Raw genomic sequence first — 26,974 nt, 5'->3', positions numbered from 1 at the left:
TTCGAGTCAGCTAGACGCTGTAACGTTATTATCACTGCGTCAGCTCCGTTTAAACAATGAATTATCGGACAAGGTCGTTCTAGTTTTCATTCATACCTCATTCAAAGAACGAACACGGATATGCGCCTATCGTAAGTTCTGAAAGGGATTCCTCAGGTCAATCAAATTCACGTTTCATCTAAAGGAAAGGACTTAATCGGCTCATATAGCCGAATTCATTATACAATCAACCTCTTACTATTTTTTATAATTCCCTGTCAAATTGACATAACCATTTATGACATTATCCTCAATAGCCGTCACAAAAGATTCCTTATCCTTTTTCTCTAGTGACTCAATGATTTGCTCATGCTCATGGATAGCTGCAATGGCTCGACCTTCCATTTCACTTCCGATGATTCCAAGCATCAAGGCCTTATTATATAAATTGTCAATGATATTTTTAAATTTGCTATTTTTGTAAATGTCTAAGATATACTTATGAAAATCCACATCCTCTACCATAAAGGATTGATAATTTTCATCGTCTAGAAATTTCTTTTGCTTCTTTACACTTTCTTTTAGCCATTCAATGTTTTCCTCATTAATCATGTCGAAAGCTCTTTTAGCAGAAAAGGTTTCTATGGCAGCCCTCAATTCATAGATTTCTCGGGTTTCCGTTATTGTAATCGGTTTTACAAAAACCCCCTGTTTCGGAAGTACGGTTACAAAATCCTCTAATTCCAATTTTTGAAAGGCATTGGTAATGGGAGTCCGACTTATACCAAGTTCATCACTCAAGGCATTGATGCTGATTACCTCGTTCTGTTTAAATTTACCATATAAAATGTCATTTTTTATGATCCGATAAGCTTTCTCGGTGAGAGTTTCTCTTTCTTTTTTCAAAGCATACTCCTAAATAAGTTAGTACTAACATCATAGACAAGTTGTCACTTAATATTATAACAAATTTATTATCAATATCATAATCAGAAACTATTTTCTAAAATCAACCTATTTTCTGTTCAAAACAATGAAATACGGTGAAAAAGCCAGCCGCTTTAATAATAAAGCTATACAAGACTTTAATAGAATCGTTGAATCATTCGCAAAAGTTGATTCCTAAATCTAACATTTTAGAGGGGCAATTTATCTCAATGCCCCTCTAACGTTAGACCCAGTCACCGCAGCAGAGCCTTTACGAATCCCTAAACAAGATCTAAATTGTACTTTTTCGAGCTGCTGCTTGACGGACATCCGTTAAAACCCTAAGGAGGACTATAGATGGCTAATATTTTTCTATAATTTGGCTACCGCTTTTCTAATTCTTTCAATGGCTTTTTCAATATTTTCTGTCGATGTTGCATAGGAGAGTCTTAAATGACCTTCACCGTATTCACCAAAGGATTTGCCGTCCAGTACGGCAACATTGGCTTCTTCCAGCAAGTAGTCTGCCACTTCTTCTGAACTCATGTTGAGTTTAGTAATATTGGGGAATACATAGAAGGCACCTTGCGGCGTTTTGCAACTGATTCCATCAATGGAATTCAGCCCGGCAACGATCAGGTCTCTTCTTCTCTTAAATTCAGCGACCATCTTATCGACATCGTCTTGGGGTCCTTCCAGGGCTTCTTTCAATGCTCTTTGCGTGAATGCAGCCGTGTTCGAGGTTACGTTGGCAACTAATTTTTCAACTTTTTCGCCAATCAAGGGATGCATGATACCATATCCGGCCCTCCAACCTGTCATGGCATAGGTTTTTGAAAAACCGTCCAGGATGATAGTTTGATCTTTCATTCCTTCAATACTTGCGATAGAGGTCGGTTTCACACCATAACTAATTCTTTCATAAATTTCATCAGATAAGATATAGATATCTTTGCCTCGAACTAAGTCGGCAATATTCTTCATATCTTCTTCAGTCAGGACTCCGCCCGTAGGGTTGGCCGGCGAGTTCAGAACAATTAATTTTGTCTTATCATTGATTTTACTTTTTAAATCTTCAATATCAACCCTAAAATCATTTTTTTCAACCAATGGCATGGGAACCGCCTTGGCTCCGGTAAAACGGATTAAGGATTCATAGATAGGATAACCCGGATTGGGATAAATGACTTCATCGCCCGGATTGACCAGCGCCATAAAGGTATAAAACATGATGGGTTTCCCGCCGGGAACGATAATGACTTCCTCCGCATTGGTGTCGATATTTTTAGTTTTTTTAGCATATTCTGCAATGGCTTCTCTGACATCCATCATCCCGGCATTAGGCGTGTAATGCGTGTAGCCATCTTTCAGAGCTTGTCTGCCGGCTTCTACGATGTTTTGCGGAGTGGCAAAATCGGGCTCACCAATTTGAAGGTGGATAATATCAGCACCCTTGGCCTCTAATTTTCTACACTTAGCCAAGACTTCAAAGGCTTTTTCTGTTCCAATGTTATTCATCCTATCTGCAAATTTAAAATTTTTCATGATATCCTCCTATGCACTCTTATAGATTTGCGTATCTAATTCTCCCTCTGATTTTGCAACCATGACCGATGTAGCTGCATCGCCGACGATATTGAGCGGTGTCAAAACCATTTCTACCGGTTTATTGATGGCCAATATCAGTGAATAGGTTAACAAGGCCGTATCATTGGTAAAACCTAACCCATTTACAACGGTAAACAGTAATACCGTTCCTGCTGCGGGTATTGAAGGTGTTCCGGCAGCGGCCAGCATGGATAGGAGCCCCATGAGTGCTACTTGTCCCAAAGTTACATGGTAGCCCGACACGGTAGCAATAAATATCGTTCCGATAATATGCATGATGCTTGTGCCATTCATGTTGATTGTCATTCCGAGAGGAAGAACAAAGTTTGCAATTTCACCGCTGACACCAAACTTTTCCTGGTTGATTTTTATATTCAAGGGAAGGGCTGGTGCACTAGCAGCCGCTGAAAAGGCAATCAAAACCGGTTGGATCAGTTCTTTCATGAACTTCTTTGGATTGAGTTTTGTAACTGCAGCAATGATGACCGGATATGCAACAAGCAAGAAGAAAATCAAGGTCACGATCGTTACGGATATGTAAGTCAGGACCGGTCTGATTTGATCAAAACCATAGAGAGCAAAGGCCCGAACAATCAAAGCAAAGATTGCATAGGGTGCCATCTTATTCATCAAAACATCCAGACAAATTGCAACGATTTCATTTAAATCTTCAATTAATTTTTTTAAAGTTGCAACTTTGGATCCCAAAAATCCGATAGATACACCAATGACTACAGCGATGAATACCACTGCAAAGATGGACTGGTTACTGCTGAATGCAAAAACTGCATTTTCCGGTATAAACGCTAAAATGGTAGCCAAGGGATTCGCAGTTTCTACCAACTGCACATCTGAAGTACTTCCTGCAGTTAAACCTGCTCCGAATTGGAAAATTCCAGTCTGTACGGCAAACATACCTACGCTGCCGGCAATGACAGCGGCACAGACATATAACCCCATAAAGGTGAATACTGTTTTAAAAGCAATTCTTCCCAGTTTCTTTAAGTCCGTGATACTGCTCATGGCCAAGGCCAGAGAGGTAAATACCAGTGGAATGATGGACAGCTGCAAGCCCTTAAGAAAAACTTGGCCGACTAAAAACAATATCCCAAGCCCGCTGGCACCAGGCTCCCTTATATCGACGAAAAAGATTGCATCGATGATGTCCCAAATGGCAGCATTTCCAGTGTTGTTCAAATGGACCTTTAGGAGCATTACGCCAATACCTACTATAAAAGCAGATATTAGCGCGATGCTCATTTTTTTGATCATAGAAGATTCTTTATTTTTTCCCATATGAGCCTCTCAATTTCACTTACAGCTTGGCAACTTCCTGAGCGATTTCAAGGAATTTATCAATGTCTTCCAAAGAATTGCAGTGCAGCGGCGATACTCGAAGGACACCATCTTTGATAGAGAAGGATTCGAGCATACGTTTCGCATACTCACTCGTTTCTAACCGCGGAGCTACAATAACGCCTCTTTTTTCCAGTTCTTTGGCAGCATCAGCACAGGGTAAATTCTTAAAGCCAACACCGACAATCAAATCTCTGGAAGTCAAATCTTTATTATCAATAAATACAATCACATTATCTTGGTGTCTAAGGCCTTTGATTTTGTCCGTACCTTCCAGAAGTCTATAGAGCAGTGCTCGTTCTTGAAGTTTAATCCGTTTAATCCCTTCTTCAAACAAGGCCTTTCGATCTGTCTGATCCGTGAATTTCGACCCAATCCAAGCAACATAATCAACGATTGCGGTCATGGATGCAAACTGCGCCGGAGTCGGAGTTCCCAGTGCCCATACTTTTTCATCTTTATGAATCAATTTAATATGTCTCAAATGAGAAACTCGGTCCGATACCCAGCCAATACCCGAACCTCTGCAGCCAAAGAACTTATAGGGTCCGATGTTTAAGCCATCGATTTTTAACCGATCGATATCGATTCGGCCATGAGGAGCATGTTGAACGGCGTCTACAACAATATATAAATCCGGTTTAATCTTGCGGGCTTCTTTAACTATTTCTTCGATATCAAAAATTGCACCCGTTAAGTTTGAGGCATGCATGATGCTCAAGAGAACCGTATTTTTATCGATCAATTTGGCGACTTCTTTGGGATCAACCTTGCCTGTTTCTTGGTTACTTTGAGCAACTCTTAATTCTCTTCCCGTCTTATCTGCAAAGTATGCAGCCGCATCAAAAGCTGACGGATGTTCCAGGACACTCGTTACGATATTATCGCCTTCAATAGATTCTGCGATGGTTCCAACGATATTAAACATAACCTGTGAGGCAGTAAGACCCGTAAGAAGAGATCCTTCCTGTGTGTTGAAGACAATTCGGATATCCCGTTGTCCGTTTGCCATATGTTCTTGGAGTTTCAAGCTCATATTGTGAGTTCTTTCCGGGCAGTCCGGGAATGCTTCCAGTTTTCCTTGAATTTCAACGGCTGCTTTTAGTCTAAAAGCGCCACCGGCATTATCAAAGAAAAGTCGTTTCCCAAAGATGGGATCTTCATCAACGTAATAAAATTTATCTTTAACTTCCTTAATCATTTCATCAGAAAATGCCAAGCCATTCGGGTATTCGTTCATGATAATTCTTCCTTTCTTTTATAAAACAACGTTGCCATCTACCAGAATCTTCACTCCATCAACGCTCATATTCGGATTTTTGATGATGAGATCCAGATGATATTTACTTTTAACTTTTCCACCAAAACCAATATTGTCGCCGGCTCCAAAATGCAAGGTCCCATAGCAGCCTTCATCTTCAAGCATCTTGCCGATCAAAGCACATTCATCATTTAAACCGATGCCGATTTCTCCAATATTGTATACATTCGGGTCGTTAGCTTCTTCCCAAATTTTCTTAAGGATTTCTGCTTCTTTTCCGCCCTCAACTTTTGTAACAAGACTGTTTTCAACAGTAAGTGTAATCGGTTCTTTGATTACGCCAAGTAAGGGATGGGGAATACTGCCATCAACTACGATAATTCCGTTGCCGGTATTTTCTACGGCACAAGTTGCACATTCGATATCCGGAGGAGATGATGAAGAATTCTTCTTTAAGCTCCTGCCGTACTGCGGATTAGGTGCTCTGTCAGCGATAGAACAAGTAAAGTTTGTCCCATTCTTGCTAGTAACCGTACAAGTTTTCTTACCTTCTAAAACTTCAGCAATCTTTGTGCAAGTTTCGCCGATTTTTTCAAAATCAGCAAACAGTCCGCCAGATTTAAGCATATCAACATCATAGTCTGCCATATTTACAAATCTGGCTCCGGCTTCTACTGCTTTTCGTCTTGCATTTGAATGGAAAAGAGAGAACTTAGTAGCACCAAAGATTACATCGGCTTCAAGCATGGCTGCCGCAATGAGATCCGTCGGTTCTTGCCCATGCATATTTCTTTCGTCCATCAGTAATAATGATTTGTTCTTGAAATCCTTTGCAGCATCATACAAAGCTTTTGCCGCTTCATAGCTCGTAGGATCAGTAACGATAGCGATCTTTTCGTCCTTACCACAATTCGAACACGTCGTAAGAAGAACTTCCGCTCCTTTTAAAAGTTCCATATTGCCTCCTTGTCTTGAATCCTATTTACATTCTTCTTGCATGCAAGTTTAATTCATGGTTAAAGCATAAGGTAATTATGTTATTTTGTCAAATACTTTTTCTAATAAAAGAATAGGATATTATAAAATATAATCAAGATAGCATCAATATCTTTCATTTTAGTCATTAATATGGTCTCCGACATCTGTCCCTGTCCGTAAAGTCCCTTTCGCTAAGTCAATTCAATTAGAGATGAAGCGTCAGATAAGGCCGCTATGTTTTTCATTCGTCCCTTATCAAAAGGACGAATATGGCCCCATATAGCAAATCATAATTTCCAGAAAGTTTTCCTTGATTTAGCAATTCACTCCCCACATCTGAAACAAGGACCTTAAACACTACCGTTTTATGGTCATAACACGGTAGTAAAATTTTTCTATCCCAATTTTCCAACCTCAACCTACTCACTTGCATTTTTTATCATATGCCATTGTCAGATTGTTCATTCATCTAATAAAAAAGATTTTGCTGTGAACGTCCTCTTATCCCTAACAAAAAAATGGACGAGAGCAAGAAAAACTCACTCACGTCCATTCGCGGTGGATGATTTAGTTGGCCACCCCACCATTTGACAAAGAGCCAAAAAAAGGGACTGCTGCCGCTCAGCAATCCCTTATCGGTCATACAAAAATATTCAATTAATGAAAAACAGCGCAAGCGGTCTTCAAGAAAGGCAGATGTTTGCCAATCCCCGTCCGCGACGGTTGAATCCAGCGGAGATCATACGGTTCAAAGACGACTTTACGGTAAGCTTCAAGATCAAGGGGCGTCCCATCCCAGTCAGAATGAATGGCACCATTCTGCTTGATCAGGATGTCATAGAGGATATCGTAATTCTTTCCGTCTTTTTCATCCCGTTCAATGACCGTGCTGTATGGCAGGGTCTTGTGGTAGGTCAATTCCATCCCTTGATAATCGAAATGAAAACCGCAGCGCATACGGCAACCGTCCAGGCCTGTATACTCGGCAATATTTTTTAAGTCGTGAAGAATCTGATCATTTTCTTCTTCGTACAAGTTTTCCGGCGTCGTTTCCGTATAGTCAAAGCGGAACTGGATCGACGCACCTTCGAGTTTAATAAACCGTTCCAAATACGGTTTTATCTGATCGACGGGGTACTTCTTATACAGGACGCAGTTAATGCGGAAAGGAACGGCCAATCGCGTCAGAAGCTGATCATTCGATTCTTCCACATAATGCTGCATATGACGAGAAACGTTAATGCACGTAATTTTATGACGATTCCGCTGAGTAAAAGCGACGATATCGTCTTCCGTCTGTGTTTCAAAAACCGGAAGGGTGGTGTTGATATATACCTTATGTGTCACGGGAATGCAGTCCAGCATGCGCTGCAGTGATTCCATATCAGCAAAAGGTTCGCCTCCTGTAAAAACAAAATCACAAGAAGGCGTAATGCTGTCCATCAAGCGAATACTCCGGCAGATGGCTTCTTCCGAAAAGCCGGTCATGTCTTCATATTCAGCCTTATTGATACAAAAAGGACAATGATTATGGCAATTGTAAGGCACAAAAATGGTAACAGTAGCGCCCCCATTGCGCGTTTTATATGGGTAGGCCACACGTGGCACTGTCGTTGCAGCCATACTGATTGTAGTTTGCATTCTTTTTCGCCTCGAATCATGGATAAGATCCCAAGCTGTTCCCACACTGCTGCAATTGAAAAGGAAAGATTTTTTCATTTCACAACAGACAATCTTGTGACCCGAATGTAGTATCCATGCCTATTGTACCATAAAAGTCTATTTCTGCAAATGCATGTAGTATATTCCCGTTTCGCATGATTTTTATACCAAACAATTCACATCGAAGAACATTTTACATTTGCGCAAGAGAAATGACTCCGTCCTCAGTCCAAGGCCTGGCTGATATCACCGGCCGTCTTGACCACAGCCTGAATCGTGGTCTCCCGATTCGCATCTGCCACTCGTTCGGCCGGTCCGGAAACACTGATGGCCGCGATAATGCGACCGCTGCGAAAGATGGGTGCCGCCACACAGGCCATGCCGAGCTCGACTTCCTCCCGTTCGATGGCATAGCCGCGATTGCGGATTTCGTCCAATGCCGGCAAGAGTTCTTTCCAGTCAGTAACGGTATATTCTGTAAATTTTTTCAAGGTACAGCCCGTATAAGCCTTTCGGTAGTCCTCTGAAAAGGCCAGCAAACACTTGCCCGATGCCGAGCAGTAGGCCGGGCGGACGGCGCCGATAGGCGGTGCCGTATCGATGGTCCTGGGAGACTTAATCTTTTCCAAGATGATGTGCTGCGGATAGGAGGCGCCATTATGGGCAAAGGTCGTGATATGAACGCCTTCATTGCATTGCAGGGACAAGGCCTTGGCATACGGATAGGCCACTTTATGAAATTTATCCTTTTCGCGAAACAACATTCCCAAGGCGTACGCCTGCAGTCCAAGCCAGTACTTGCCCGTTTCTTCATCCTTTTGAATAAATCCGCGGTGTTCCAGCGTCTCCAGCGTACGGCTTACCGTACTTTTATGGAGTTCCATGACTTTGCTGATACGCGTTACACTGAGGGGCCGCTCTTCCTTTAAAAAGAGCTGTAAAACGGCCAAGGCCCGGTCAATGGATTCAATCATAAGCGCTCCCCCGATCCGGCATCATCACGACGCCAAGAATAATAATCTCATTATATGGGATGCACACATAATGTCAAGAAAAAAAGCCTTCAGAAGAAATATCAGTGGCTGACAGCTTCACTTGCAACTTGCTGCAGCCGATTGTGTTCATAAAGGCACTGCGACAATCTCCGAATCAAGACATCGCATTCCAAATTGCAGCTCCAGCTCTTGGGGATAGCCTTATCGCCAAAGATGGTCCCCATAATGTTCCCGCAGATAGCCCCGCAGGTATCGCTGTCGCCGTCCTGGTTGCAGGCCATGAGGACCGCTTCTTTCAAGGTTCCCGTCTTGAGTACGCAGTAAATGGACAAAGCTAAAGCCTCATCGGCTTTTTTCCCGAGACCGATTTTCTTCATAGACCGGACGGGATTACGGTCGGTAACCGCTTCATCAATAGATCGCAGGAGCAATTTCAAAAGACGCGTCCCCTCTGGCTCACGCTGCAGAATATGGAGGGCCCCGCCGAGAGCCGTACTAATATCCTTGCCCACTGCCAAAGAAGCGATGATGGCGCTTATCGTTGCCGTCGACAGAAATGCTTTGGGATTGCCGTGCGTCAGACTGGCAGCCTGAGAGCCGACAAAAAAGGCCTTCTCCGGATCGCCTTCATAAAAGAGCCCGATAGGAGCTGCCCGCATGACCGTACTGTTGCCGCTGCTGTGATTGATGGTTTCATCACGGGACAATTTTTTCCCTGACGCCAAGGCCGTCAAACAAGTTTTCCCGGGAGAGCGGCGGGCAAATAAAGCCTGTTCCCCCATCATGTCGTATTCCAGTGCGACTTCATGGGACTGGCGATTCATCCATTTTTCCTGTTCCGGGCGGATGATGCGCTCCGTCTGCGTATAGTACCAGCGCATATAAGAGCGGTACAAACCTTCCGTCGGTTCCAGTCCGTCGTGATCGGCCCACAGCATCCCGTCAGCCGTAAATAAGGAAAGCTGTGTATCATCCGAAATGATACTCTTATTGCCGTTCTTTGCCGACTTTAGCACCGTGCGCAATCCATAAGGGCCGTACTTCTTATGAATCGTCTTTAAATCGTCTTTACCAATGACAAAGCCCAAGGCATCGCCGACGGCTCCGCCCAACATACAACCCATAAATCGATTCAATCCATTCATGCAGCTCACTGCTGCTAAAACACAGAATACAGGAGAGCTTTTGTCCTATAACAAGATGTTCGCAACGAAGGCAGATGTATCCTCCATATGCAGTTGTTTCCCCCGAAGTGAAAAGACTTGCCAATCCTTACACGGACGCGGTCTTCCGATCTATGTCTGCAGAGGCAGCAGCAGTTGTCCCACCTTTCTCAATTTATAAAGTCACACGCAGCTCAAGGGCCTCTGCCTATGCTTGAACTTTGCTCCATATGGAATAAAAAAAGTTGCTCCGATGTTCCATATGCCGTGCCAATAACGCTGCCCTCTGTAGAGAGGACCCCGTCCATTACCCGTTCTACTCACAATCTTTACAACTTCATATAAATAGTATATAATTATAAATTTATACTTACATTATACAGGTTCTGAGAGAATTTTGCAAATGAAAAGGATGACCAACACAAAAATTTTGGTCATCCTTTTGTCTTTTATTGTAAAAAATTATTTACCGGCCATGGAGAGGTTATTCATTCCCTCAAGCCCATCGACAGCCTTCTTGATTCTCCCTGCCAATCCCTTCATCTTGCTTTCGGCAATGGAACAAATGCCCAGGCGCACGCCTTCGGCTAAAGGAACAGCAAAGATAAGATCCTCTTGAAGGGCCTGACAAAGGGCAGTCGATTGATCCGTCGGAACGGAAATGAAGAAGCCGCCTTGATAGGGAACGTGCTGCAGACCGCAGCGTCGGGCTTCCTCAACGAAGATGGCTCCGCGGCGGTGAAGCTTATCGGCAAAAGCCAGGCGTTCGGCATCGAGGCGGGCTTTCAGTGATTTATCGCCTCGTATTTCCGTCAGCAGCGTCATGGCCGCCCGGTTGACATTGGACCAGGCTGTCCTGGCTGAATACTTTCCGAGGTCGGCAAATTCATCGATAACAGCCTTGCTGGACGACACGCCGATAAGGGCTCCGGCCCGCTGACCGTACAGGGTATAGCCTTTCGACATGCTGAAAGCAAACATCGAAAAAATATGGGCCGGGAGGTTCGAGAACTGCTGCATAAAGGAGCGCACTTTATTCTTTTCACCGGCATAGGCAATGTAGGCGATATCAACGAGCAGACTCAGTCGTTTTCCGCTCTTTTCATGGAAGCGACAGACGTCGAGAACCTGATTCCATTCTTCGTCGGACAAGGCAAAGCCCGTCGGGTTATTAGCCGGCGTGTTGAGAATGATCAGCAGCGAGTCTTGTTGTTCAAAGGCCTGTGATACAGCTTCTGAAAAAGCAGAAATATTAAAATGCCCTTCTGAATCAATCATGGAAAAAGGCCGGAGCCGACGGCCGATTTCCTGGCACAAGGCATCATAAATATTCCAGCGCCAGTTCGTCGTAAGGACGACGTCACCCACTTCAGAATAGTTGGCGATAGCAATGTGAATCGCTCCGGTACCGCCGGCCGTTGCCACGGCATCGGCATACCCTTGCGGACGGCAGTCTTCAAAGGCTTCGTCAATGGCCCCTTGACGATAAGACTCTAAGCCCAAAGGCGGCGCATAGGTGATAAAATCGCGCATTGGCAAGGCGCGGTAGATTTCTTCTACGACGGGCAGACAGGCCAGTTTCTCATCATCACCGGCATAACAGCCGATAGCTGCATTCACGACGCGCTCTGCCCCATACCGAGCGGCCGCTTCCCGGGCGGCGGCACTGGCGGAAAATACGACGTCGCGCAAAACCTTTCCTTCTCTACTTGCTGCTGCCATAATCGTCATAGTAAAAACCCCTCTCTCTATCCATTACCCCTTTAGCACATCTAAAGGTTCCAACGCTCTGCATTATAGCACCGGAAGGGCTATTTTTATATAGAAAAGGGCGCAAAATACTGTATACACATGAAGTATATTGTATACAGTATCTCTAAGGACCGACAAGGGCTTTTTTCTGACCGTCATCGGCATAAAAATCGGCTTCCTTGATTCCCTTCACCGCCAAGAGCTCACTGATGATTTCCGGCGCATCCACATGGGACAGGGCCGTCAATTCCAACTCTATTTCCGAAAGGGGAGCCTCATCGTCACTGTAATTGTGGAACTTTTTAATATGGAGCTGATGGTCGCTGACAAAATGGGACAGTCTCCGGGCTTGGTCGATATTGTTTTTCATGACGACATGCATGATGTATTTTTTCCGGAACTGCCCTTCCAGTCGGGCATCTAAGCGGACGAAGACGGTCAGGACCAAAAAGATAAGCGCCGTCGCCACAATCGCTACCACCAGATATCCGGCACCGACGACAAGGCCGATAGCCGATACGGCCCAAATGCCGGCTGCCGTTGTAAGCCCGCGGACACTGCGTTCTTTCTGATTCGCTAAAATCGTCCCGGCACCGATAAAGCCGACACCCGATACGACCTGGGCGGCAATACGCCCGGGATCGGCATTGCGGTAACCGAACTCAAAAAAATACTCCATGGCGACATTGATTGAAATAATCATACACAGACAAGAACCGACGCACACCAGCGTATGGGTTCGAAGCCCGGCCGACTTACTTTGGGACTGCCGTTCATAACCGATGATGGCACCCAGGATAAGGGAGATTACCAAGCGGATAATGCTGTCTTCTGTAGAAATCATAAGTACTTCACTTCTTTCAAAACATTATTTTTATCTGTCAATACCTCATAACTATGGTATGATGAGTCCATAGAAACATAAATATTGTCATCCTGCCCTTCATTCATCATAGAATGAGGCCTTACGCCGATGGCATCAAACCAAAAGGATGTGACTCGCTCCGGAATCAGGGCAAAGTCACCCTGATCGGATACGGATGACAGTAAAGAAGTCACCGAGCGTCAGCACAGGCTTCTTCCAACAGTGTATCATATCTAGGTTCCTTCGTCAGGCCTATTCCAAATCCGAAAAGAAAGTTATTTTCAGAATATTTTTTACATCCGTTAAGAAAACGTTATAATATCACTATAGTATATAGAAGCAGTTTGAAACAAGCGCTTCGTTTTTACTGCCGAGAAGAAAGAAGGTCTGAACTATGAATCGACTCATTTATTTCGATAACCTGCGCAGCTTATCGATTATATTGACCCTGGCTGCCCTATTGCTGCCATTGGGAACCGTCTTTTATGAAGGAAGTACGACCATTGCCATTGCCGTCATCTTTTTTATCAGTGCCTATTTCGGAGCCTCAAAACTTCGGATACGTACGATTACATTCTTTCTCAAAGATCGATGGCACCGCTTGGGCCTGCCCCTCATCGTACTGGTTCTCTTTGGTATTGAAGAAAAAATAGTGACCGGCACCCTCCCTATCGTCTCTTGGGCCTTGGCCTGGCTGCTGTTGTTATTTGCCTTATTGAGCCTGGTAAAACGGGGCGCTCACAGTTTCCTGCAGCAGCGAAAGCTCGCGCCTCCTTCCATTCCTTTTCTGACGTTGTTTTTTCTCTTATTAGCAGCGGCCTTATACGGCTGTCGACTCTTCCTGCCGCAGTCGCTGATCATTCCCTTCATCGCTGTCATCCGGCCCGACTGGCTGATTCTGTCTACATTTTCCTTTATCATGGGACTTCAGGCCTTTCGCAGCCGCTGGTTTACAGCCAATGGCTACCAGCCTTCACTGGGAATATTCATCGCCTTTATCGTCATCCTGATTGGCAATAGTCTGATGCTGAACGGTACGCTCCCGGCAAATCCCTGGATGACAGCCTTCTTGTCCGCCGCCCTTCCCATGACAGCCATTTTGGGACTGACAGCCTTCTTTCATCGGTATTTCAACGGCCATCGCCCGTGGTCGCATACCCTTCATCGACTGGGATACGGCTTGTTCTTCATCAGCGAACCGATTATCCTTCATACAGCCTGGTTTCTCCATCCCCTGGCGGCTGCCTCGTGGTTGAAAACCTTATTGACCGTCCTCATCCTGGTCGTTTACAGTTATCTCCTTTGCCGATACGCACTGCTCCACCTATCATGCTTTAAAAGCAAGGGTTAATTCGCATAATTACTAGCCCGCACAGACCATCTATGCTATTATATATCGTAAAGTTTATTTTTTTAGTCACCCTAAGGAGAGTGCCTCATTGGATACGCTATTACAACTCATGGAATCGTATGGCTATATCGCCCTTTTCGTCGCTATGGTCTTAGAAAATGCCAACATCCCCATCCCCAGTGAAGTCGTACTGGGTTTCGCCGGGTTTCTCATTTCTCAGCAAATTTTCTCTTTTTGGACGACCTTCATCGTCGCCTGTCTGGCCGGCCTCGTCGGCTCTGTCTTAAGCTACTGGCTCGGCTCGTACGGCGGCCGTCCCCTGCTCTTAAAATACGGCAAGTACATCTTCTTTAACGAGCACAAATTCCAAATGGCAGAAAACATGTTCAATAAGTACGGCGGTGCTGCCGTCCTCATTTGCCGCTGCCTGCCCGGCGTCCGGACCTTTATCTCGTTCCCGGCCGGTATCGCTCGTTATCCCTTCTGGAAATTCACGATTTTCACCATCATCGGCACCATCCCCTGGACGCTGCTCCTCGTATGGGCCGGCTCGCTCCTCGGCAGTCATTGGCGCGATCTCATCCAGTACAACCACATCTTCCTCATCGTCATCGCCGTCGTCTGCGTCATCGCAGCGGTCGTCTATTTCTGGCATAAGCGCCGCCGGAGAAATGCCGCATGAAACAATGGCTATATGACAATCGCTACGGCCTTATCGTCGCCTTGGTGGCAGCAATCATTTTGCTGCCATTTTTAGGTGCGGTACCTCTCATGAATCCGGATGAACCCGTATACGGGGAAACGGCCAGAGAAATGCTGGCTGCCGGAGACTGGCTCTCGCCCCGCATATTCGGCAATTATTGGTATGATAAGCCGCCTTTCTTTTACTGGCTGGAAATGATTTCATACAGCCTATTCGGAGCTACGGACTTCGCCTCCCGTCTGCCCAGCGCCCTGGCCGCCATGGCAACGACGATCTACGTCTATGCTGCCGGTCGCGACATTTTCAATAAGCCCATTGCCGCCTTATCGGCACTGCTCCTGGTAACAAGCTTCGGTTTCATGTATATCGGCAAGGCTGCCGTCACCGACATGACCCTGATCCTGACCTTGACCGTCGCCATGATGTCCTTTTACCGGAAAAAGTATTATACAGCTTATCTCTTCTGCGGCCTGTCGCTGTTGGTCAAGGGCCCGGTAGGATACGCCTTTCCGGCCCTCATCATGCTGATTTATATCGCCTGGACCCGGCAATGGACGCTGCTCAAAGAAATGAAGATTCCCCAGGGCATTCTCTTAGCCTTTGCCGTCGGCCTGCCTTGGTACGTCCTCATGTACAAGGTTCACGGTGAAGTCTTCTTAGACACCTTCATCGGCTATCACAACCTCACCCGCTTTGCCGCCCCGGAACACCCCGGTCAGAACAGCCTGGTTTTCTTTATTCCGGTCTTATTGGCCGCTATGATGCCTTGGACGGTCTATCTCGTCCCGGCCCTTCGGCGGCTGTTTAAAAAGAGGGACCCCTTTCGCGACGCGCTCCAATTCTGTTTCGTATGGGCCGGGTTCATCTTCCTCTTTTTCTCCTTTTCAAAGACTCAGCTCGTCACCTATATCGCTCCCATGTTTCCGCCGACGGCGTATCTCATCGGCTGGTATTGGTATCGGTCTTATATTGAACGCACCTTTCCCCGTGCCCTTCTGGCCGCCTCCTATGTCCTGGGCCTCTTGCTGCTCGCCTGCAACGCCCTTCCCTTAAGCCCCGGCGCTGAATTCTTCCGCCCGGCCATCGTCTGGGTATCGATTGGTCTTGCCGCCGCCCTCTTTCTGCCGACGTACTTTTTATGGCACCGACGCTTCCGAGCATCCTTTATTGTCGCCGCAGTCACCATGATCTGCTTCTCCTGGGGCATTTTCGGACACGTAATCCCCCAACTAAAAAGCTATGTCACGTCTTATGATACAGCCCAAATCCTGCCTGACGTCTACGACGGCCACTCCCAATTATACGTTGAAAAATTTCTCCGCCCGGGCATTACATACTACAGCGGGATGTACGGGGAAGAATGGGACCCTGTAAAAAATCCGGAACTGGAATCCCTGCTTACGCAGAACGATAAGATTTTCCTCATCATGACTAAAGCGACCTTCCATAAGCTGGCCCGCTCAAAACCGTTGATCGACCACTTCGGCATTGCCGGAGAAACGCCGTCACAAGTCATCCTCATCAATCATCCTTAGGAGGTACTCATGAAACAGTCATCCCTGCTCACGCTCGTCTTTGCAGCAACCTTTCTGTTTCTGGCTGCCGGGATATCGACACTGGCCGTCACCGACCCGGTCGAATCCAATTACGCCCTGACAGCCCTCGAGATGGTCCGCAGCGGCAACTGGATTTCGCCGCAGATTTACGGCACCTATTGGTACGACAAGCCTATTTTTCTCTACTGGCTCCTGAGCCTGTCCTACAGCATCTTCGGAGCCACGGACTTTGCGTCCCGCCTGCCGGCCGTCCTGTTCGGGGCCATGTCCTGCACACTGGGCGCCTGGTTCGCCCTGCGGCAAACCGGGCGGACGGCAACGGCCCTTCTCTTTTCAGCCATGACGGCGACGTCCCTGATATTTTGGCTCATCAGCCGATCCGTCATCACCGATCAGCCGCTCTATTTCTTTAGCGGAGCCACCTTATTTTTTGCGTATATCGGCCTGACAGAAGCCAAAAAGAACTACGTGATCGCCGCCTACGTCATGGCTGCCGGCGCGGTTCTCACCAAGGGTCCTGTCGGTCTCGTCCTGCCCGGTTTATTTCTCCTGATTTTTGCTCTTGTTCAGCAAAAGGCAGCCTACGCCAAGCGTCTCTTCCCACCGGTCGGCATCATCCTCTTCCTACTGCTCTGTCTGAGCTGGTACGGTTCGATGTACAGTATACACGGAAAGGATTTCATCGACGGTTTCTTGGGCTTTAACAACGTCACACGGGCCACCGTATCGGAACATCCGGAATACGACGTCTGGTACTATTATCTGGTTCTCGTCCCGGTCAGTCTCCTGCCCTGGACCGGCCCCTGCCTGTACGGCCTATGGAAGCGCCGCCGTCATGACGATACCTACGTTTTCATGGCCCTTTGGGCTGTCGGAACGATTTTATGCTACAGCCTCGCGGCCACGAAATACCCGACCTATGCCTATATCGCCAATTGGCCTTTACTCTATCTCGGGGCTTGGGCCATCGATTCTTTCCACGAAAGAGACAGTCATCGTCTGTGGCTCACGGTCATCATTCCGACTCTGCTTTTCGGTCTGCTGTTTGCCTCCTTGACCTTCTTTACCGATAAAGCTCCTTTCCCCGTCGACAGCCTCACGATACTGACCGTCTTCATCGCCGTCATGGCCGTCCTGATTCTCATCGCCTGGTGGCAGAAGGCTTACATCGCCCTGCCGATTTTCATCACGGCGCTGACAGCCGTCACCTACCTTATGGTAACCTTCCAGGTTTTGACCCCCTTTTATCAGTACCGTTCAGCGAAAAACTTGATTACGGCAAACATCTCGGGGCAGGCCTACTTCTTTGAAGAATACCGGACCTCTTATCCTTATTACACAGGGAAAACAGCCATCTGGACAGCGCCGGCATCATACGATGAAAATGCCCGTCTTAAGCGCGATGAAGTCTGGTCTAAAAAGCATCTCTACCCGACAGAAGAAGAAGCTTCGGTCATCAACCGCCTGAAAACCCATCAGGCCCTGACCATCATCGTTCCCAAGAGCCGCTACCGAGATTATCTGGCATCGGACTTCTTCCCCTTGACTCATGAAACGGGCCAAGTCGGCTCGTACTATATCTTTACGCCGGCACCATAGCCAAAAAGGAGTATCATGAAAAATCTTATCCAGTCACTTTGCGCTTACCATGAACCGGACGTCTTCAACCCCTGGTCAGACTACGACGAACAGTGCGACATCGGTCCGGAAGCGCCGGATATCCGCTGCCGCCAGCTTCAGGATTACTTGGAACCCCGCCTGAGCCGCGCCCGCATTTTACTCATTGCCGAAGCTGCCGGTTACCAGGGCTGCCGCTTTACGGGAATCCCCATCACCTGTGAACGGATGCTCCTCGATGAGCATAAACAGATATCCTCAGCCATCATCCTCGGCCGTCGCGGCGAGCGCACGAGCCGTCCGGACTGCACTTTCATGACCAGTCGACCTCAGCAGGAAAAGGGCATGAACGAGCCGACCGACACCTATGTTTGGGGCGCCATCGTCGACAACGGGATTGATCCTAAGGATGTGCTGCTGTGGAACATCTTCCCCTTCCATCCTCATAAAAAGTCGCCCTTCTCCAACCGCACACCGAGCGATGCCGAACTGGCGGCCGGTCTTTCTTATGCCAAAGCCTTGCTCAACCTCTGCCGGCCGGACATCCGCGTTGCTGCCATCGGCCGAAAGTCGTCAGAAACGCTGGAAGCCGCCGGCATTCCGGCAGTCGCCATGCGTCATCCGGCCAATGGCGGTGCCTCTCTCTTTAGAAATCAGTTTTCACGTTTCTCTCTTTAATATCTTTTAAAAATAACGATAAATTCGATTTTTACATTAAAATTATCGGTATTTTTGTTCATACATTCAAAAAAGTCATTGCATCGCCCCTATAAATCGTCTATAATCATAAGTGCACCACAGTATCCACGAGCCCTCTCTCATACAGTGACGGCTCGTTTTTATATACGCAAAGGGGGACTTGGCTATGAATAAAAAAATGCGTGATTTGCCAGAGCCGCAAGGCCTGTATGATCCGTCATACGAACACGATGCCTGCGGCATCGGCATCGTTGCCAATATAAAGGGGATAAAATCATACAGCATCATCGACGACGCCCTTACGATTTTAGAAAATCTCCGCCATCGCGGCGCCGAAGGGGCCGATGCCAACAGCGGTGACGGCGCCGGCATCTTAGTTCAGATACCGCACCAATTCTTCTGCCGCGAATGTGACGTCCTCGGCTTTTCGTTGCCCGACGAGGGCGACTATGGCGTCGGCATGATTTTTGCACATCGTTATAAAACATTTCGTAAGGAACAAATGGATGCCTTTGAAGACATCGTCCGTGCCGAAGGCCTTTCTATCCTCGGTTGGCGCGACGTCCCTGTCGACGAAAGCCTGATCGGCAATATCGCCAAAAAAACGTGTCCCCATTTTCTGCAAGTCTTTATTCGCAAAGACCCGGCCATGAAGACCCAGATGGACTTCGAACGGAAACTATACGTCATCCGAAAATTAGCCGAAAAAGCCATCGTTCCCAAAAGTCAGGAACAGGGAACGGATTTCTATATCGCCAGCCTGTCGTCGAAGACCATCGTCTATAAAGGCATGCTGACATCGGTGCAGCTGCGCCACTTCTTCCTCGATTTGTCGGACCTGGACTTCATCACATCCATGGCCCTCATCCACTCGCGCTTCAGCACCAATACCTTCCCCAGCTGGGCCAGAGCTCATCCGAACCGCTATATCGTCCACAACGGAGAAATCAACACGATTCAGGGAAACATCAACTGGCTCAATGCCCGCGAAGGCAAATCGAAGTCGGCCTTCTTCCCGGATTTGGAAAAGGTATTTCCCGTCGTCGATGACACGGGCAGCGATTCTTCCATGTTCGATAACTGCCTGGAATACCTCTACATGACCGGCCATTCCCTGCCCCACGCCATGATGATGATGATTCCGGAACCGTGGGAACGGGATCCCTTGATGAGCCCCGAAAAACGCGACTTCTACCGCTACCACAACTTCATGCTCGAACCCTGGGACGGACCGGCAGCTATCGGCTTCTGCGACGGCACGGTCATCGGCGGCATGCTCGACCGAAACGGCCTGCGGCCGGGGCGCTACTATGTCACCCGCGATGACCGGGTTATCGTCAGTTCTGAAGTCGGCGTCGTCACGGTCCCACCGGAAGACATCCTTTATAAAGGTCGCCTCGAACCGGGTAAGATGCTCCTCGTCGATACGAAAAAACAACGCATCATCGGCGACGATGAAATAAAGCACGAAATCGCATCCGAACAGCCTTATGCCGACTGGTACAAAGAACATATTACCGACCTCGACGACCTCATGGATACCCAGGCGCTTCCCCACAGTGAAGCCATCATCCCTTACGATTTAAAGGAACAGGAAAAAGTATTCGGCTATACTCAAGAAGACATGGACAAGGTCATCCTGCCCATGGCCCGCGACGGACACCATGCCATCGACTCCATGGGTGTCGACGTTCCCCTGGCCGTCCTGAACGACAGGCCCCAACTCTTATATGACTATTTTAAAGAAAATTTCGCCCAAGTCACCAATCCGGCCATCGACGGCGTCCGCGAAAAGACGGTCATGTCGTCATCGATCATGGTCGGCAACGTAGCCAATATCATGGAGCCCAATGAAGCCTCGACGGCAGCGTTGTACTTAAAGACGCCCATTCTGACCAATGAACAGCTGGCCGTCATCAAGTCGCTCATGACGCCCAAGCTCCACACAGCCACCTTATCCATGCTCTATCCCGTAAACAATGGGGCTGAAGGCATGGAAACAGCCATCGAATCGCTATGTATCGACGCCTTGAAGGCCATCAAAAACGGGGCCAATATTCTGGTCCTATCGGACCGAGGCATCAACTCCCGCATGGCCGCCATTCCGGCCCTCTTGGCGTCGGCAGCTTTGCACCACTACCTCATCGACAAAGCCGTCCGTTCCGACGTCGGACTCGTCCTGGAATCAGGAGAACCGCGGGAAGTCCATCACTTCTGCACCCTCATCGGCTATGGCATTACGGCCATCAATCCTTACATCGCCTTAGAATCGATTAAAGAACTGATTGCCGGCAAAAAGCTGCCCCGCCTCGATTATGAACAGGCCCGGCAAAACTATATCGACGCCTCCGTAAAAGGCATCTTAGCCGTCATGTCTAAGATGGGGATTTCAACCATCCACAGCTATCACGGCGCCCAGATTTTTGAAGCCGTCGGCATCAGCCGCGACCTCATCGACAAGTATTTCTGCAACACCCCGTCGCCCATCGAAGGCCTGGGAATTTCCGAAATCGCAGCCGAAAACGCCTTGCGCCATAAAGAAGCCTACCACTCGGGGGATGCCTTAGACCGCGGTGATTTCTACCAATACCACAAAGGCGGCCAGCCCCATATCATCGACCCGGAAACGGTACAGCTTTTGCAGAAAGCCGTCCAGACCAATGACTATGCCACGTATAAAAAGTACGCCTCTCATGTCAACAGAGAGACGATTTTCCGCCTGCGCGACCTCCTCGAATTTGAATATCCTGCCGGCTGCAGCATCCCTATCGAAGAAGTCGAATCGGCCGATTCCATCGTCAAGCGCTTCCGCACCGGCGCCATGAGTTACGGCGCCCTCAGCAAAGAAGCCCACGAATGCATCGCCACGGCTATGAACCGCCTCGGCAGCATGAGCAATACCGGCGAAGGCGGCGAAGATGCCGCCCGCTTCCATACCGAAAAGAACGACGGCATCAAGCAGGTCGCTTCGGCCCGATTCGGCGTCACCAGCGACTACCTCATCCATGCCGACGAGCTCCAGATCAAATGCTCCCAAGGGGCAAAACCGGGGGAAGGCGGCCATCTGCCGGGAAATAAAGTCTACCCGGACATCGCCAAAACTCGTCACGCCACGACGGGCGTCGCCCTCATTTCACCACCGCCTCATCACGACATCTACTCCATTGAAGACTTGGCCGAACTCATCTTCGATTTGAAGAATGCCAATCGCCATGCGTCCATCGGCGTAAAACTGACGTCCGGCGCCGGCATCGGCACCATTTCTGCCGGCGTCGTCAAGGCCAAGGCCGATTCCATCGTCGTCAGCGGCTACGATGGCGGTACCGGAGCCTCACCGCGGACGAGCCTGCGCCATGCCGGCCTGCCCTGGGAAATCGGTTTGGCCGAAGTCCAGCAGACCCTCCTCCTAAACAGTCTGCGAGATCGTGTCACCTTAGAAGTAGACGGAAAGCTCCTCACCGGCCGTGACGTCGCCATTGCCGCCTTATTCGGCGCCGAACGCTTCGGCTTCGGCACGGCACCTTTACTTGCCATCGGCTGCCACATGCTTCGCGTCTGCCACCTCAACACCTGCCCGTACGGCGTCTGCACACAAGACGAAAAACTGCGCAAACGCTTTAAAGGCAAACCGGAATACATTATCAACTTCATGCATTTCGTCGCCGAAGATCTCCGAGAAATCATGGCCCGCCTGGGCTTCCATACAGTAGAAGAAATGATTGGCCGCTACGACTGCTTAAAACAGCGGGATCATATAAGCCACTGGAAGGCCCGGACAGTCAATTTAAAGAACCTCCTGTACCGGCCGTATACGGATGCTTCCGTAGGCCATCACTTCACGACGCCTCAAGACCATAAAATCAACACGACCCTCGATATGTCCAAACTGGTCCGCATGTGCCGACCGGCCTTGGAACAGCAGAAGCATATCCGGGCCCGCCTGCGCATCAAGAATACGGACCGCGTCACAGGGACCATCCTCGGCAGTGAAATCACCAAAGCCTATGGTGAAAAAGGCCTCCCGGAAGATACGATTGCCTTGTCCTTCGTCGGTTCAGCCGGCCAGAGTTTCGGCGCCTTTATTCCTCATGGGCTGACCTTAACCCTCGAAGGCGATGCCAACGACTACCTGGGTAAGGGACTCTCCGGCGGGAAAATCATCGTATCGCCGCCGCGGGAATCGGTATTCCCGGCAGAAGACAACATCATCATCGGCAACGTCGCCTTTTATGGAGCGACCGCTGGTGAAGCCTACATCAACGGCACGGCCGGCGAACGGTTCTGCGTCCGCAACAGCGGTATCGACGCCGTCGTCGAAGGCGTCGGCAACCACGGCTGTGAATATATGACCGGAGGCCGGGTCCTCATCCTCGGTCAGACGGGACACAACTTTGCAGCCGGCATGTCCGGCGGCATCGCCTATATCTACGACTTAGACCCGCAAAAATGCAACACCGACTTAGTAAAATTGGAACCACTGGCCGATGAATCCGAAAAAGAAGCCGTCAAGATGATGCTTGAAAAACACGTCCGCTACACGGACAGTAACTTAGGCCATATTCTCCTGGAAAATTGGGATGACACGGTAAATCACTTGACCAAAGTCATTCCCGAAGCCTATGAAGAAATGGTTTCCCTCATCGAAAAGGCCAAGGCCGACGGCCATTCCGACGAAGAAGCCCATATGATTGCCTTTGAAAAGAAACATGGGAAAAATGGCAAGAAATAAGAAAAAAGAGCTGCCTCAGCAGCTCTTTTTTCTATGCCCATATGCACCTCCCTTGCGGGAATCGGACTCCCCTTGCCCCGCTATTAGCTCTCGTGTATACTTAAAGGATAATATACACGGCAAAGGAGGTCTTAGCATGACCAAAACGCAGCATGGTATCATAGCTTGTGTCATCGGAGCAGTGACGTGGGGCGTTAACGGCGTCGCCAGTCAGTTTTTGCTCTCCAATTATCCCGTAGAACCCTCATGGGTAGCATCGATTCGCATGGCTCTGGCCGGCCTTCTCCTAACGTTCATGGTCATACCGAAAAAAAGCCATTTAATTCGACAGATGCTGCATGACCCGATCAGTCTGCGGCATTTGGTCATTTTTGCGATTTTCGGTCTCACCCTAAGCCAATTTTCCTATTTATCAGCCATAAAAAATTCCAACGCCGGCACGGCGACGGTCCTGCAGACCCTCTGCGTCGTCTTTATGTCCTTCTACTTAGCCGTTCGCTTCCATAAGCGGCCGACGACGAGAGAAATCATCTCGGTCTTCCTGGCCTTTGGCGGCGTCTACTTATCAGCAACCCAGGGCAACCCGTCGACGATGGTCCTCTCGCCCCTTGGCCTGACCTGGGGCCTCATGGGCGCCGTCGCCGGTGTCGCCTATCCCGTTTTATCTCAAGGCCTGGCCGCCCACTGGGGTGCCCTCATCACCAACGGCCTGGGCATGATTACCGGCAGTATCGTCTTAGGCCTGTCGACACAGGTTTGGACCCACTGGCCGGCCCTCGACGCTATGGGCTGGTTTGCCGTAGCCTTCATTGTCATCGTCGGGACGGCCATTTCCTTTACGGCCTTTGTCACCGGCATCAGTGAAATCGGCCCCATGAAGGCTACCTTAATAGGAACCTTGGAACCGGTCATCGCTTCGGTGACCTCAGCCCTCGTCCTGGGAACGACCTTCCATCCCGTCGAACTCGTCGGCTACGCCTGCATCATCGCAACGGTATTCATCATCATCCTGCAGAAAAAAACGCCGGCTGAGTCTATTTCGTAATACGTATTTTTCGTGTATAATAGACCATGTATTGATAATCTATCTGCTTTCTTTTGAAAGGTGTGATTTATATGATCATTGACGACGCCGGCGGCCTCGTTTTTCGTCCGCCCAGTGAAGCCCGCAGCTTTATCCTGCGCGTAACCATCGGCTGTTCCCATAATACCTGTCGTTTCTGCAATATGTATAAAGCCTCGAAATTCCGCATCCGTCCCCTCGAAGAAATCGAAGGGATCATCGAACGCGGTGCTGAAGCCCTGCCTTTTATTCGGCGCATCTTCCTGGCTGACGGCGATGCCCTGGTGCTGCCGACCGATACCCTAGTCGCCATCATGGAAAAATGCTACGAAAAGTTCCCCAAGCTCACCCGTATCGGCGCCTATGCGACGCCGGCCGATTTAATCCGCAAGACGCCGGAAGAATTGAAGCGCCTCCGCGAAGCGGGCCTTGCCATCGTATACATGGGTATCGAAAGCGGTGACGACGACGTCCTGACCTATGTCGACAAGGGAACGACGGCAGACCTTACCATCGAAGCCGGCAAAAAAGCCTTAGCCGCCGGCATGAAGCTGTCGACGATGATTCTCCTCGGCCTCGGCGGTCAGGAACGGACAAAAGAGCATGCCCTCCATACGGCCAAAGTCGTCTCGGCCATCAACCCGACCATGCTCAGCGCCTTGTCCCTCATCATTCCCCATGAAGTCCCCCTCTACGACGATGTCATAAGCGGTAAATTCACGCCCCTTACGGCCCGGGGATTCCTCAAAGAATTGGACATGATCCTGCGCCATACGGAAATGACCAATCCCTGTATCTTCCGCAGCAATCACGTATCGAACCTCTTCCCCGTCGGCGGCACCCTGCCCATGGACAAGGAAAAGATGTTGGCCGCCTTGGAACAATATATTCCACAAGCCGACGATACGCGTCCCCTCTTAAACGATAACGGCAATTTCTAATCTGACGGGAGGTGCCTTCATGAAAAAAATATTTCTCCTTCTCCTGTTCTTCCTGCTGACCCTTACGGTCGTCAATGCCGACAACGTTCGCTTCGACAATATGCGTACCGTCGTCATCGCCGATACGACGCAGGACAATTACGCAGCCCGATATATGAAACGGGCCTTGATACAGCCTTTCCGCATCCCCTATTGGGACCGCATCGAATCGTCAGCCATCCTGTCTCCTTCGGACGTAACCGAAGAAAATCTGCGGGCAATTTCCAGGCAGTATAACGCCGATGTCGTCCTGGTCCCGGTCGTACAGACCTGGTACTGGCGTCAGTTCATGGGAAGCTATCGCTTCCGCGACGGCGGCGAAACGTATACCGAATACCGCTACCGTCTGACAGTCTATGCCTACGACAAGCGCACCGACCGCATGAGCAGCTATTCCGACAGCGGCTACGACATCGAATCGACGTCGATTCTAAACAATCCCGACGACGTCCTCTATCCGGCCATGACCCGGATCTTACGAAAGCTCCCGTATAAACGCATTCCGACGGACCTCGAAACGACGGGCAATACCATTCCGGGACTGCAAACCAAAACGACTGACGGAGGTGCGAAAATTCTGACCAACACCTTCCCGCAGTCGATTTAAGCATGCCCTCTGGGGCTTAAAAAGTTCATATCTTTTGAAAATTTCTGATTGGCAGCACAAAGCACCATTCCCTCATAGAGAATGGTGCTTTTTTTTCGTACAACGATGACCCTGCCACCTAATGATTTCCCGGTACGGCATCCATGACGGCCTGCGCCTTGATGGCCTCACGTTGTTTCTGTTCCCGAGCTTCCATATGACGGGCAAAGATTCCCGCCAAGATAGATCCCGTTACTTGATGGATGGCGGCTCCGACAGCAGCCGGAATGGCGACAGCCGGGGCAAAGAATACCGATACTAAGGAAATGGCCAGGGCATCGTTCTGCATTCCGACTTCCAAAGTAACGGAATGCTGCTGCTTTTTCCCGAGTCCCAATTTACCCGTAACGACATAACCTAAGAGGAAACCGCCGAGGTTATGGAGGAGAACCATGAGGATGATGAAGATGCCCATATCTAAAATCTTAGCACCATTGATAGCGATGACGCCGCCGACGATGACCAAAACGCCAAAGGCTGAAACAAGGACCAATACCTTCGATAAAGAAGCGATATGCTTTTCCCCCATGAGACGATGAGCCAAAAGACCTAAAACCAGGGGAACTAAGATAACTTTCATAACCGTCATGGCCATGGCGGCAAAGGAGACTTCAACCCACTGACCGGCGAGGCCCCAAACGATAAAAGGCATCATGATCGGCGCCAACAAGGTCGAGCAGGTCGTAATGGAAACGGACAAAGGAACGTCAGCTTTCGCCAAGAAGCCCATGACGTTCGACGCCGTACCACTCGGACAAGACCCGAGGAGAATCATGCCGACGGCGATTTCAGGCGGCATTTCAAAGGCCAGGACCAGGCCATACGCCAAGAGGGGCATGATCGTATAATGAGCGGTACAACCGACGAGAACTTCCTTCGGCCGCTGGAGGATCAATTTAAAGTCGCTGGCATGAAGGGTCATGCCCATGCCGAACATGATGACCCCCAAGAGGAGGACCGTATGCGGCACGGCCCATAAAAAGGCACTGGGCATAAAGTAAGCTGCCACAACGACGACGAGGACGATATACGTTAAATTCTTCCCAACAAAACCGCTTAATTTTCCGATGAAATCCATCATAGT

The 26,974-nt window shown here is 48.9% G+C and carries 20 protein-coding genes; 9 read left to right on the top strand and 11 right to left on the bottom strand.

The window, feature by feature from the left end; genetic code table 11:
* Window positions 1-237 precede the first annotated feature (237 nt).
* The 10 genes from UCI88_RS09495 to UCI88_RS09450 all read right to left on the bottom strand — a co-directional run bounded on the left by UCI88_RS09495 (window position 238) and on the right by UCI88_RS09450 (window position 12,525).
* Window positions 238-885, bottom strand: a complete 648-nt coding sequence (locus UCI88_RS09495) for a GntR family transcriptional regulator (protein WP_044505358.1) — start codon at window positions 883-885, stop codon at window positions 238-240.
* Between the two features lie 393 nt (window positions 886-1,278).
* Complete coding sequence (locus tag UCI88_RS09490; RefSeq protein ID WP_044505357.1) at window positions 1,279-2,451, bottom strand: pyridoxal phosphate-dependent aminotransferase; 1,173 nt, start codon at window positions 2,449-2,451, stop codon at window positions 1,279-1,281.
* Window positions 2,452-2,460: 9 nt separating this feature from the next.
* A complete protein-coding gene (locus tag UCI88_RS09485) occupies window positions 2,461-3,810 on the bottom strand; it encodes a dicarboxylate/amino acid:cation symporter (protein ID WP_256179637.1) in 1,350 nt (449 codons plus the stop codon).
* Window positions 3,811-3,829: 19 nt separating this feature from the next.
* The gene (locus UCI88_RS09480; protein WP_044505355.1) at window positions 3,830-5,110 is read right to left on the bottom strand and encodes an aminotransferase class V-fold PLP-dependent enzyme; all 1,281 of its coding nucleotides are present in this window, start codon (window positions 5,108-5,110) and stop codon (window positions 3,830-3,832) included.
* Window positions 5,111-5,128: 18 nt separating this feature from the next.
* A complete protein-coding gene (locus UCI88_RS09475) occupies window positions 5,129-6,088 on the bottom strand; it encodes an aminopeptidase (RefSeq protein WP_256179636.1) in 960 nt (319 codons plus the stop codon).
* A gap of 678 nt (window positions 6,089-6,766) precedes the next feature.
* A complete protein-coding gene (locus tag UCI88_RS09470; RefSeq protein WP_225068796.1) occupies window positions 6,767-7,732 on the bottom strand; it encodes a hypothetical protein in 966 nt (321 codons plus the stop codon).
* A 263-nt stretch (window positions 7,733-7,995) separates the two neighbouring features.
* Entirely contained in the window at window positions 7,996-8,745 is a 750-nt protein-coding gene (locus UCI88_RS09465; protein ID WP_044505353.1) for an IclR family transcriptional regulator, read from the bottom strand.
* 101 nt (window positions 8,746-8,846) lie between these two features.
* Entirely contained in the window at window positions 8,847-9,890 is a 1,044-nt protein-coding gene (locus tag UCI88_RS09460) for an ADP-ribosylglycohydrolase family protein (protein WP_287770420.1), read from the bottom strand.
* 501 nt (window positions 9,891-10,391) lie between these two features.
* Window positions 10,392-11,660 (bottom strand): pyridoxal phosphate-dependent aminotransferase, encoded by a 1,269-nt coding sequence (locus UCI88_RS09455; RefSeq protein ID WP_256179634.1) that lies wholly within the window; start codon window positions 11,658-11,660, stop codon window positions 10,392-10,394.
* A 145-nt stretch (window positions 11,661-11,805) separates the two neighbouring features.
* Complete coding sequence (locus UCI88_RS09450) at window positions 11,806-12,525, bottom strand: MgtC/SapB family protein (protein ID WP_256179633.1); 720 nt, start codon at window positions 12,523-12,525, stop codon at window positions 11,806-11,808.
* Between the two features lie 415 nt (window positions 12,526-12,940).
* Here UCI88_RS09450 and UCI88_RS09445 point away from each other — a divergent pair, with 415 nt between their 5' ends.
* The 9 genes from UCI88_RS09445 (at window position 12,941) to UCI88_RS09405 (ending at window position 25,851) form a co-directional block, all read left to right on the top strand.
* Window positions 12,941-13,897 (top strand): hypothetical protein, encoded by a 957-nt coding sequence (locus tag UCI88_RS09445; RefSeq protein WP_044505349.1) that lies wholly within the window; start codon window positions 12,941-12,943, stop codon window positions 13,895-13,897.
* An 88-nt stretch (window positions 13,898-13,985) separates the two neighbouring features.
* A complete protein-coding gene (locus tag UCI88_RS09440) occupies window positions 13,986-14,579 on the top strand; it encodes a DedA family protein (protein WP_044505348.1) in 594 nt (197 codons plus the stop codon).
* Window positions 14,576-16,135: an ArnT family glycosyltransferase gene (locus UCI88_RS09435; RefSeq protein WP_256179632.1), complete on the top strand. Its 1,560-nt coding sequence runs from the start codon at window positions 14,576-14,578 to the stop codon at window positions 16,133-16,135. Before UCI88_RS09440 ends, UCI88_RS09435 begins: the two co-directional genes overlap by 4 nt.
* A 9-nt stretch (window positions 16,136-16,144) precedes the next feature.
* Window positions 16,145-17,755: an ArnT family glycosyltransferase gene (locus tag UCI88_RS09430; protein WP_044505346.1), complete on the top strand. Its 1,611-nt coding sequence runs from the start codon at window positions 16,145-16,147 to the stop codon at window positions 17,753-17,755.
* Between the two features lie 15 nt (window positions 17,756-17,770).
* Window positions 17,771-18,451, top strand: coding sequence for a uracil-DNA glycosylase (locus tag UCI88_RS09425; RefSeq protein WP_256179631.1), 681 nt, complete (start codon window positions 17,771-17,773; stop codon window positions 18,449-18,451).
* Between the two features lie 187 nt (window positions 18,452-18,638).
* The gene (gene gltB / locus UCI88_RS09420) at window positions 18,639-23,201 is read left to right on the top strand and encodes a glutamate synthase large subunit (protein WP_256179630.1); all 4,563 of its coding nucleotides are present in this window, start codon (window positions 18,639-18,641) and stop codon (window positions 23,199-23,201) included.
* A 136-nt stretch (window positions 23,202-23,337) separates the two neighbouring features.
* Window positions 23,338-24,246 (top strand): DMT family transporter, encoded by a 909-nt coding sequence (locus tag UCI88_RS09415; RefSeq protein WP_044505343.1) that lies wholly within the window; start codon window positions 23,338-23,340, stop codon window positions 24,244-24,246.
* Between the two features lie 71 nt (window positions 24,247-24,317).
* Window positions 24,318-25,205, top strand: a complete 888-nt coding sequence (locus UCI88_RS09410) for a radical SAM protein (protein ID WP_256179629.1) — start codon at window positions 24,318-24,320, stop codon at window positions 25,203-25,205.
* 19 nt (window positions 25,206-25,224) lie between these two features.
* On the top strand, window positions 25,225-25,851 hold the full coding sequence (locus UCI88_RS09405) for a hypothetical protein (protein ID WP_256179628.1): 627 nt from the start codon (window positions 25,225-25,227) through the stop codon (window positions 25,849-25,851).
* 118 nt (window positions 25,852-25,969) lie between these two features.
* Here the strand turns inward: UCI88_RS09405 and UCI88_RS09400 are convergent.
* Window positions 25,970-26,974 (bottom strand): bile acid:sodium symporter family protein (locus UCI88_RS09400; RefSeq protein WP_330024182.1); only part of this gene is annotated, 1,005 nt, incomplete at its 5' end.

Origin of the sequence: Megasphaera massiliensis, from assembly GCF_036305205.1 — a bacterium.
GTDB classification, from domain to species: Bacteria; Bacillota; Negativicutes; order Veillonellales; family Megasphaeraceae; genus Megasphaera; species Megasphaera massiliensis.
This window is presented reverse-complemented; position numbering and strand designations above follow the sequence as displayed.